Origin of the sequence: Clostridium sp. AF27-2AA (genome assembly GCF_003478505.1) — a bacterium.
GTDB lineage: Bacteria > Bacillota > Clostridia > Lachnospirales > Lachnospiraceae > Brotaphodocola.
The window spans coordinates 1-3,780 of record NZ_QUFI01000065.1; the positions used below are offsets into that span (position 1 = coordinate 1).

Consider the following 3,780-nt stretch of genomic DNA (forward strand, 5'->3'; position numbering starts at 1 on the left):
GCCGAAATTGGGAGCCTGAGAGATGAGGTTAGAGAAAGTACCGTCCAAGAGGTTAGAAAGGCATTACAGGCGAATATAGAGGCTGTACAGAGGGCAACAAAAGCCCTTGAGAAGCAGTCTGATACACTTACAAGCGTAATGAAGCAGAAAGTTCGGGAGCTGGAGGAAAGCAAAAACGGCTTTTTCAGATATGAGGGCTTGAAGCTATACCTGTTTTGGGCAGGGATGGGCTGTAATATCGTGACACTGATATTGCTGATTTATTATCTATTTTTGGCTTAGTAAATGAATAATCAGGAAGCCGTAACGGCTTCTTGATTTAGTATATAAAAAAAGGTAAAAAAATGTATTGATAAGATTGGCGGTCAAGGCGACAGGGAGTAGGGGATAAAAGTTGACACCAAAAAGGTACTCATTTATACTTGACGAAAAAAAGGTAAAAAAATGTATTGATAAGATTAGCGGTCAAGGCGACAGGGAGTAGGGGGAAGAGACTATGTCAAAATATCAGAGACGCAGAGACAAAAGAAGATATGAGTGGAAGTCTGCTTACCGGGGGAAAGAAGCCCTTATGCTGGAGAGGGGATACCTGGAGGTAAGCCCTTATGGTTTCTATCGGGAGCTGTTTCCTGCTGGCAGTCTCCAGCAGGAGCCGGAGGACGGAAAAGGAAATATCATAGCAACGCAGATTAGACCGTCTGGGAAAGGCAGAACTCGGCAGTGGGTGATTGATGACAGTTTGAAAATGCTGGATAAGGTCATAGGGGACAGGTTTGGGCTGATACCACCCATCAGTTTTTACGGAAAGACACATACGAAGGAGAATGCCCATGAGCTGTTTGCGATGGTGATAGATGTGGACTATGTAGGGAAACAGCAGCTGAAGAACCTGCTGAAGCAGTTCGGGAATGGTGTGCAGCTCCGTCCGACCTATCTTGTTAGTTCCGGAAAAGGTGTACATCTTTACTATTTTTTGCAGGAGCCGGTTCAGCTGTATCGAAACCGGGAAAAGGTGCTTGCGGAGCTGAAAGAAGCCTTTATCCGGCGGTTATGGAATGATACCAGCTCCATCCGTCCGGACAGCCCGGATATAACCGGAATCTATCAGGGGTTTCGGTGTGTGGGCAGTCAGTCGAAGCTGGGAGCAGACTTTCCTGTAAAAGCCTATAAGCTGTCTGAGAACCGTTACACGCTGGAGGATATAAAAGCCAGCATACCCAGCTGTAAGGTTGACCTTGCCCCTCTGTATGAGAAGCCGAGGAGGAAAAGCACCGTCACGCTGGAAGAAGCAAAGGAGCTGTATCCGGAGTGGTATGAAAAGAGGATTGTGCAGGGAGAGCCGAAGCAGAAAAGTAAGAAGCAGGGCGGTACCTGGGTATGTAACGAAGCATTGTATGAGTGGTGGAAACGGAAGATAACCGAGGAAGTGAAAGCCGGAGGGCGGTATTTTTCCATTATGGCGTTATGTTCTTATGGATTGAAGTGTGGTATATCCGAGCAGAAGATAAGGCGTGACGCCTATGCGTTCCTGGAGCATTTAGAGAGTCTCACTGAGGACGAGGACAACCATTTTAGCCGGGCAGATGTGAAAGACGCTCTCCGGGCATTGAAAGGGGACAGAAAAAGGCTGTCAACGATAGCAAGCCGGGAATGGATAGAGGATAACACCAAGGTTACGATACCAGCCAATAAGCGGAATTATAGAAAGCAGGAAGTGCATCTTGCAAGAGCAAGAGCTGTACAGGATATAGATTATCCAAATCATGAGTGGGCTGGCAGACCTAATGCGGAGCAGACGGTCAGAGAATGGCAGGAGAGCCACCCGGCAGGAAAAAAAGCGGACTGTATCCGGGAGACAGGGTTGAGCAAGCCAACCGTTTACAAGTGGTGGAAATAAATGGAAAATTGTGCTATAATAATAAAAAAATATTTTTAGGGAGGAAATTATTATGAAAACGGTAAAATTATTATTTTTTTCTGTAGTATTCACATTGACATTTTGCTTTGCAGCCTTTGCGAGTGAAAAGAAAATACCAGCAACAGAAAATTTTACTAATGATGTTGTGTATGACAATCCAAGAAATTTAGAAAATGCAGATGCAAATAATTTAGCTGCTTTTCTTCCTCAAATAGAAAAATTTCAAGTGAAAAGTGTAAGAGTGTATCCGGTATATCAGAAGCCAGGAGATACTGAAGATTATTATGATTCGAATATATATGTAAAACATAATATTTCCGGAAATGATTGGGGGCAAAATAACTTTTTAGAGGTGTCGCCGGAAACCACAGAAAGACTTCTTCATAGCTTTGATGAACAAGGATATCAGGTTGTAAAATGGAGAATGGAAATGGATTGTTATAATACATATAAACATCCATTGAGATATCAATTCAAGTCATTAGATGGTGGAGTAACTGCTTCAGGAGGAGCTTATAGTGGAATGACCCGTACATTTGATTTAGTATTTCCAGTTCAAAATACAACCCAAAAATATGGAAATGGGTATAAGGGGACATTTACTTATACATCCGTAACAGGAAATGTTGTATCTTTAGAAGCAGGAGGTTATGTTTATTTAAATTCTTCAAGTTCAGATGCTCAATAGGTAAGGAGATATTATGAAAGTTAGTTTAAATAATTCTTTATGCTTTCAGATGAATAATCGTCGAATTGGAAAAGTAAATGAACCTGGAGTAAATGGACTTTTTTCAAATTCTATTGCATTGGAGGCAGAAAAAGTAAAAGGTGATCAATATATAGGACACAGTGTATCTCAACCACCAAAATTGGAAGATGATGATTATGATTACCTTGCTTCCAAATGGGATCCGACTCATATGTCAAGGGATGAATATAAGGAATTTGTAAGCTATCTTCGTGATAAAGGAATTATATCGGATGAAGAAAAGAGATATCTTGATGGTGAAAGAATAGCAACATCTGGACAAAGTTGGGTGTCATTCGATTATCCTACCCCAGTTGAGTATGGTGATGAAAATGTGCTGGAGTATATGCGATATGAAGCTTCACTTGTTTATGAACATAGAACGACATACACAGAATGGGGAAAGAATTTGAGCAAGAAAATAGTTTCTATTCTGGAAAAAATGGAAAGAAGAAGATAGAATCTGGCAACAAATAGCCAGATTGGGTGCGACAACGCTGAATATTATACCATAGGGGCAGAAATGCCACAATAAGCCGTTTTCCCTTGTTTACTGGGAGAGTCATAAGAAAAAGAGTGTCAAGGGCGGTCATAGACCGCAGTGTTTACCCTTGATACTCTTTTTTGTTGGCTATCATGCCGGAGAGGGAAACGGCTGCCCGTCCGTTCCGTTACTTCCCCTGTGCTGTATTGTCCGTTCCGGAGGAAGAAAGTAAAGGGTGGTCTGCGACCATTTTTTATCTGCTGTACTCGCTGATCGGCAGGCTGAAGCTCATACTGCAGATAAAAAACAAGCCCTTGACTTTCTTCCTCCTACACTTCCAAAGTCGCCCAAGAGGAAGTAAGCTCCACTATATTCTTGGCAGAATATACGCACGAATATATCCGCTTGACAGAAGTGCTACCACTATACTATAATATGTGTAGTGGATATATTGCAAGTTCCCTAAAGTGTTACCACTTTAGAACTTGTGAGGGTGGCAAGCCCCCCTTCAATCCCCCTTTTTAGAGAGCCGAAAGGCTCATAATGTACGATGGCAGCACCGAAGAAAGAGAGGTAAACGCATGAAAAAAGAAATGGATAAAATTCAGTTTGAGTACAGATACGAGGTGC

The 3,780-nt window shown here is 42.3% G+C and carries 4 protein-coding genes; all 4 read left to right on the forward strand.

Annotated elements, in window-relative coordinates:
- On the forward strand, positions 1-282 hold a 282-nt coding region (locus DWY84_RS16965), incomplete at its 5' end, for a hypothetical protein (protein ID WP_118534470.1).
- Between the two features lie 214 nt (positions 283-496).
- Positions 497-1,897 (forward strand): repa, encoded by a 1,401-nt coding sequence (locus tag DWY84_RS16970; protein ID WP_117553274.1) that lies wholly within the window; start codon positions 497-499, stop codon positions 1,895-1,897.
- A gap of 52 nt (positions 1,898-1,949) precedes the next feature.
- A complete protein-coding gene (locus DWY84_RS16975; protein WP_117567900.1) occupies positions 1,950-2,606 on the forward strand; it encodes a hypothetical protein in 657 nt (218 codons plus the stop codon).
- A gap of 13 nt (positions 2,607-2,619) precedes the next feature.
- The gene (locus DWY84_RS16980) at positions 2,620-3,126 is read left to right on the forward strand and encodes a hypothetical protein (protein WP_117567899.1); all 507 of its coding nucleotides are present in this window, start codon (positions 2,620-2,622) and stop codon (positions 3,124-3,126) included.
- Positions 3,127-3,780: the final 654 nt, after the last annotated feature.

What these genes read in the sequence shown, in the direction of transcription:
- DWY84_RS16970 (WP_117553274.1), top strand. Translation starts at nt 497, where the DNA reads ATGTCAAAATATCAGAGACGCAGAGACAAAAGAAGATATGAGTGGAAG.
- DWY84_RS16975 (WP_117567900.1), top strand. Translation starts at nt 1,950, where the DNA reads ATGAAAACGGTAAAATTATTATTTTTTTCTGTAGTATTCACATTGACA.
- DWY84_RS16980 (WP_117567899.1), top strand. Translation starts at nt 2,620, where the DNA reads ATGAAAGTTAGTTTAAATAATTCTTTATGCTTTCAGATGAATAATCGT.